This window comes from Neobacillus muris (genome assembly GCF_943193175.1).
GTDB classification, from domain to species: Bacteria; Bacillota; Bacilli; order Bacillales; family Cytobacillaceae; genus Neobacillus; species Neobacillus muris.
Window position 1 is genome coordinate 61,221 of the sequence record NZ_CALPDF010000023.1, and the last position, 6,708, is coordinate 67,928.

Sequence of the window (6,708 nt, forward strand, 5' to 3'; positions counted from 1 at the left end):
CCTTTTTATTAGGATAGATGATTTTGTTTAGGTCCGCGTTTTCGATAAATAACATAACTGCGGGACAAGTAACGAACGGGAACACTGAATACATGGACTAACCGAGTAAACGGCCACACGGCAAAAATGCCCAAGACGGCGAGGATGTGAACCTTGAACCACACTGGTACCTCACTCATATAGCCGGCATTGGCACGGAAGGTTAAGATGCTGCGCAGCCATGGTCCAATCGTTGTCCGATAATCAAACCCTTCCGAGTCGATGTTGAAAAAGGTGGCGGACAAACCGGACAAGATGACAATCACCAGAAAAACCAGTGTCAGCCAATCGCCCTTCGTACTGGTGGCAATCAATCGGCGGACAGTCATCCGGCGATAGAGCAGGATCAAAATGCCGATTGCAGCAGCCAGTCCGGCAGGTATCCCGCCAATTAAAGCGATGGTGTGGTATTGGTGCTCAGAAACCCCCATTGATTCATAGACCTCAATCGGGATCAGCAGACCCATCACATGTCCGCCGAAAACAAAGATAATTCCCCAATGAAACAGATTGCTTCCGATGCGAAGCAGCTTTTTTTCCAAAAGCTCACTTGATTTAGATGTCCAGCCAAATTGATCATGCTGGTAGCGATAAATATGGCCGCCGATAAAAATCGTCAGGACGATGTAGGGGAGAACGACCCATAAAAACTGTTCGAACATATTTCTTCACTCCTCCGTACAGGCTTGGTAATGCCGGCACCTTTAAGCGCAAGCAAAATCGCTTGAAAAAGATGGCCATATAAGTTATGCGATGGATCCAAATGATCCGCAATTTCTTTCATATGGTCATAGTATCGTTCCAGAATCGGTCTAAAAGTCTCCTGGTCCACTTGTCCGGCAAATTCTAGCATAACTGGCAGATAATCAGGCAGTTCCTTGTCTGTTACCTGAAAGCCGTGCATTTGATAGTAATTTTTTAAAAACAGAAGATCCATGCCTCTTTCCCGCTGTTCGCCATTCGTCATATAGCTAACATAGAGATTGGTTTTCTTGCCAAAGTCGAAGGTATTAACATAGGTGGCAACCAATTCAGTAGGGGACAGGGACCTTGCTTTTGCAAGAAATTGCTGAAGTTCTTGGTTAGCCTCAGATTCTGGCTGGCCGCTGGAAGCTTCTGCTGCCTCCTCAAGAATCTCTTGATATTCTTGATCAGGATAATTTAATAAAATAGAACAATATTGAAATAGAAGATTGTGATTCTCATTGATCATCCGTTATCACCTGCTTTTCATCTTATTTGGAAGGGGAGAGGGGAACCCATTTTAAAGGGTTCCGCAAGCTCCTGGACCGCCGGCAAAGGCAAGTCCGCAGCTGCCTTGCTCACTATAGAGATCTGCCACTTCTTCGCGGTGTGAAGCCGGAATCACGAAGCGGTCTTCATACTTGGCAATGGCAAGCAGGCGATACATGTCCTGAATATCTTGTTCACTTAATCCTAATGCTTCAATAATCGCTGTATTAGGCGCTTTGTTGGTTTGAACACTTCTCATATATGTTCTCATCACGGCCATCTTTTTTAACGTGGTGCGGATATGGGTTTCATCACCAGCTGTGAGCAGGTTTGCCAAGTACTCAATCGGAATCCGCATTTGGTCAATCGCTGGGAAAATATCCTCTGCACTGGAGCTGCTGCCGATCCCTTCAAACATATTCATGATCGGACTCAATGGCGGAATGTACCAAACCATTGGCAGTGTGCGATATTCCGGATGAAGCGGGAGAGCGATCTTCCAATCAATAATCATTTTATATATTGGAGATTTCTGTGCCGCTTCAATGAACTCCATTGGAATGCCTTCTTCTTTTGCTTTGGCAATCACTTCAGGGTCATTCGGATCTAAGAATACTTCCAGCTGTGATTGGTAAAGGTCCTTTTCATCTGCCATTGCAGCTTCCTGAACCTTGTCGGCATCATAAAGCATCACACCCAGATAGCGGATCCGGCCCACACAGGTTTCTGAACAAATGGTAGGCAGTCCAGCTTCAATTCTAGGGAAACAAAGCGTACATTTTTCTGCTTTATTGGTCTGCCAGTTAAAATAAACCTTTTTGTAAGGGCAGGAGGACACACAATGTCTCCAAGCCCGGCAGGCATTTTGGTCAACCAAAACAATTCCATCTTCATCCCGCTTATACATCGCTCCGGAAGGGCAGGCACTGACACAAGCTGGGTTAATGCAGTGTTCACAGATTCTTGGCAGATACATCATAAATACATCTTCAAATTCTGTGCGGATTTGGTTTTCCATTTTTTCAACATTTGGGTCTTTCAAGCCAGTGATATGTCCGCCAGCTAAGTCGTCTTCCCAGTTTGGTCCCCAGAGGACCTCCATGAATTCCCCAGTTAAGGAGGATTTAGGGCGGGCTACCGGCTGGGTTTTGCGTGTTGGACTGTTTGTCAGCGTTTCATAATCATAGTTCCAAGGCTCATAATAATCATCGATTTCTGGAAGGTTCGGATTGTAAAACAGATTGAGCAGCCGGTTTGTTTTGGAACCAGATTTTAATTGAAGGTTTCCGTTCTTGACTTCCCATCCGCCCTTGTACTTTTCTTGGTCTTCCCAGCGTTTTGGATAGCCGATCCCCGGCTTGGTTTCGACGTTATTGAAGTACATATATTCTGCACCTGGACGATTCGTCCAGGTGTTTTTGCATGTCACGCTGCAGGTATGGCAGCCGATGCATTTATCTAAATTCATGACCATTCCAATTTGAGCTTTAATCTTCAAGCCAATCAACCTCCTTCAGTTTCCGGATCACGACATTTAAATCCCTTTGGTTTCCAGTTGGGCCATAGTAGTTAAATCCGTAGCTAAGCTGCGCATAGCCGCCAATCATATGGGTCGGCTTTACATGGATGCGGGTCGGACTGTTATGGGTGCCGCCGCGATTATTCGTTAATTTCGTGCCAGGCACGTTAATATGCCGGTCCTGGGCATGGTGCATAAAGGCCATGCCTCTTGGAATTCGGTGGGAAACAACCGCTCTTGCGACAACGACTCCATTCCGGTTGAAGCATTCAATCCAGTCATTGTCATTAATCTCGACCTCAGCAGCATCATCCTTGTTCATCCAAACGGTTGGACCACCGCGGAATAGGGTGAGCATTGGCTGGGAATCAAAGTACATGCTGTGAATCGACCATTTGTTATGCGGTGTTAAGTAATTTAAGACAATTTCTTTTCCTTCCACTGCCGGTCGGTTTTTCTTGAACGGCCTGTGCTGAAGGATGGGTTTAAACGTTGCCATCGCCTCGCCAAATTCCTGCATCATTTCATGGTCCACATAAAACGATTGCCGGCCGGTAATGGTCCGCCAAGGAATCATTCGTTCCACATTGGTGGTAAACGGTGAATAGCGCCGGCCGCCTTTTTCTGAGCCGCTGAAGGCAGGGGAGGTGATCACCGTTTTTGGCTGAGCGGTAATTTGCTCAAAGGTAAAGCATTCTTCCTCCCGTTCTTCAGCGAGATCAGCCAGCTGTAAGTCCGTTTTCTTTTCAAGAGCTTTCCAAGCCTTCACCGCCATTTTTCCATTCGAAGTGGAGGAGAGGGTTAAAATGGCTTCCGCTGCGCTTTTGGCTGACTCGATATTCGGGCATCCGTCTGCCGCACCGCCACGCACCGTCCCAAGCACTTTCTTTAGTTTTTCATATTCATCAGATGCCGACCAATTGATTCCTTTGATACCGTAAGGTGCCTTTTGCACGCCAGGTCCTAGTGAAGTCATCTTGTCGTAAATCAGCTTATAATCTCGTTCGACTACATGAATTTGCGGCATGGTTTTTCCTGGAATCGGTTCGCATTCACCCTTGCTCCAGTCCTTAATGGCACCTAGCGGCTGGGCCATTTCCTGCGGTGTATCATGCTGTAATGGTGTTGCCACTATTTCTTTAATTGGTTCCATCTCGAGTTCTGCTGCCATGTCAGAAACTGCCTTGGCAATCGATTTAAAGATATCCCAGTCGGATCGGGCTTCCCATGGAGTCGAGATCGCCGGGTTGAACGGATGGATAAAGGGATGCATATCCGTGCTGTTTAAATCATGTTTCTCATACCAGGTGGCAGCAGGGAGGATCACATCTGAATAAAGGGCGGTTCCTGCCATTCTGAAATCCAAGTTGATGAGCAAATCTAGTTTTCCTTCTGGAGCGTCATCGCGCCAATTGATTTCTTCCGGCCTTAAGCTATCCTGGTCATCATTGAGCAGACCGTGGGTTGCACCCAATAAATGTTTTAGGAAGTATTCATGCCCCTTGCCGGAGCTGGAAATCAAGTTGGCCCGCCAGACAAATAGATTTCTTGGGAAGTTGACTGGATTATCGGGATCTTCAATCGAGAATTGCAGTTTCTTATCTTTTAAGCTGTTTGCCACATATTGGCCGATGTCATTCCCGGATTCTGCGGCCTCTTTATATAAATCAATGCCATTTTTATTAAAGGTTGGATAAGACGGGAGCCAGCCGAGACGGGCTGCCATCACATTGTAATCCGCATAGCTGTCATAGCGCGCCTTCTTATATAAAGGTGAAATATGCTCACTAACCGGCTGTTCTTCGTAACGGTATTGATCGGTGGCAAAATAGAAGAACGAGGTACCGTTTTGTAATTTCGGCTGTGCGGACCAGTCCTTGGCTGTTGCAATTGTCTGCCAGCCCTCTGCAGGACGAAGCTTCTCCTGGCCGACATAATGGGCCCAGCCGCCGCCGTTTACTCCTTGTGCGCCAACAAACAACACAAGATTTAACACGGCGCGGTAAATCGTGTCCGAGTTGAACCAGTGATTAATGCCCGCACCGACAATAATCATCGAGCGTCCATTCGTATCAATGGCATTTTGCGCGAATTCACGGGCGATTTGAATGACGAGCTCTTTCTTAACTCCGGTGATATTTTCTTGCCAGCCTGGAGTGAATGGAGTCAAATCGTTATAATCCATAGCCGCACCGCCGAGACCGCGGTCGACCCCATAGTTGGCAAGTGTTAAATCATAGACCGTCGTCGTATAAAAAATTTCACCATTTACTTCCACTTTCCTCAAGGGAACTTTACGGTATAAAATCTCATTTCCTTCATGTGAAAAATAAGGGATTTTAACGGTAGCAATTTCTTCCTCAATGCCATGGAAGGAAAGTCTTGGATCGATGGTTTCACCTGTTTCTTCATCGAGCATCTTTAAATTCCATTTTGCTTTATCTTCCCATCTTGCCCCCATCGTTCCATGTGGAATGGCCAAATGCCCATTAAGATCGTTAAACAAGACTGGTTTAAATTCGCCATTTCCAACGTCCTTTCCAAGGTCAGCGGCATTTAAGAACCGGTCAGGAATAAATGTGCCGCCATCTTTTTTTAAGGTCACGACAAATGGAAAGTCGGTATATTGCTTCGCATAGTTAATAAAATAATCATGCTGCCCTTCGACATAGAATTCTTTTAAAATCACATGTCCCATTGCCATGGCGAGTGCTCCGTCTGCCCCTTGTTTCACCTTCATCCAATCATCGGAAAACTTGGTCGATTCGGCATAATCCGGGCTGACAGAAACAACCTTGGTTCCCCGGTACCGAACTTCAGCCAGGAAGTGGGCATCAGGTGTCCTCGTCTGCGGTACATTGGAGCCCCAAGTTAGGATATAGCCGGAATTGTACCAGTCACTGCTTTCGGGCACATCGGTTTGGTCACCCCAAATCTGCGGCGAGGCAGGGGGGAGATCCGCATACCAATCATAGAAACTTAGCATTGGACCTCCCATTAATGACATAAACCGGGAGCCGGCCGCATGGCTGACCATGGACATTGCTGGGATCGGCGAAAAGCCGACATTCCGGTCAGGGCCGTATTTGATGATCGTATATAAAAGGGAAGCGGAGATGAGCTTTAGCACTTCGGCCCATTCTGCCCGGACCAATCCGCCTTTTCCGCGGGCCTGCTTATACTGTTTCGCCTTTTCGGGATTCTCGATAATGCTCTTCCAGGCGTCTAACGGGTTTGAGTTTACCCTTAGGGCTTCCCGCCACATTTCTAATAAAATGCCCCGGACATACGGATATTTGACCCGAAGCGGACTGTAAATATACCAAGAAAAGCTGGCGCCGCGAGGGCAGCCGCGCGGTTCAAAATCAGGCATATCTGGTCCTGTTGAAGGATAGTCGAGCTGCTGGCCCTCCCATGTGACGATGCCGTCCTTTACATAAATGTTCCAGCTGCAGGACCCGGTACAGTTGACACCGTGTGTGGAGCGGACCACTTTATCATGCTGCCATCTTTGGCGGTAAGCCTGCTCCCAATCCCTGTTTTCAAACGTCGTTTGGCTATGGTTATTCGATTGTTTTTCAATAGGAGTTAAGTATTTTAAACGATTTTGTAAGGGTGATCGTTTCTTCTTCATCAAAAATCTCTCCTTTATTCAGGTATTCTCATAGATACATATCGATCCATCACTGGAGTGGATGTTTTCTGGTTTTACTGTATCAATGAGGATGAATCCGAAACTGTTAAGTACTTCACATTTTGAAAATCAGACACAAAATCGACACAATTTGCTTGTGAGGAGATCGAGATAACTAAATGGGCCGAAGAGGGGAAAAGGGTAATAATAAAGTAGGGAAACCTTTCTCAAGGCTTCCCCCTTATCAAACCGTACGTGCCCTACTAAGGCATACGGCTTACCA

At 46.6% G+C, this 6,708-nt stretch carries 4 protein-coding genes; all 4 read right to left on the reverse strand.

Going from position 1 to position 6,708, the window contains the following annotated elements; genetic code table 11:
- Positions 1-8: 8 nt before the first annotated feature.
- From narI to NFS43_RS15190, 4 genes are read right to left on the reverse strand one after another with little or no spacing between them, the layout of a single operon-like run.
- On the reverse strand, positions 9-701 hold the full coding sequence (narI, locus tag NFS43_RS15175) for a respiratory nitrate reductase subunit gamma (protein WP_251552838.1): 693 nt from the start codon (positions 699-701) through the stop codon (positions 9-11).
- Complete coding sequence (gene narJ, locus NFS43_RS15180; RefSeq protein WP_251552944.1) at positions 656-1,252, reverse strand: nitrate reductase molybdenum cofactor assembly chaperone; 597 nt, start codon at positions 1,250-1,252, stop codon at positions 656-658. The genes narI and narJ overlap by 46 nt, the downstream gene beginning before the upstream one ends.
- A 51-nt stretch (positions 1,253-1,303) precedes the next feature.
- The gene (narH, locus tag NFS43_RS15185) at positions 1,304-2,770 is read right to left on the reverse strand and encodes a nitrate reductase subunit beta (protein ID WP_251552970.1); all 1,467 of its coding nucleotides are present in this window, start codon (positions 2,768-2,770) and stop codon (positions 1,304-1,306) included.
- On the reverse strand, positions 2,760-6,425 hold the full coding sequence (locus NFS43_RS15190) for a nitrate reductase subunit alpha (protein WP_251553014.1): 3,666 nt from the start codon (positions 6,423-6,425) through the stop codon (positions 2,760-2,762). The genes narH and NFS43_RS15190 overlap by 11 nt, the downstream gene beginning before the upstream one ends.
- Between the last annotated feature and the right edge of the window lie 283 nt (positions 6,426-6,708).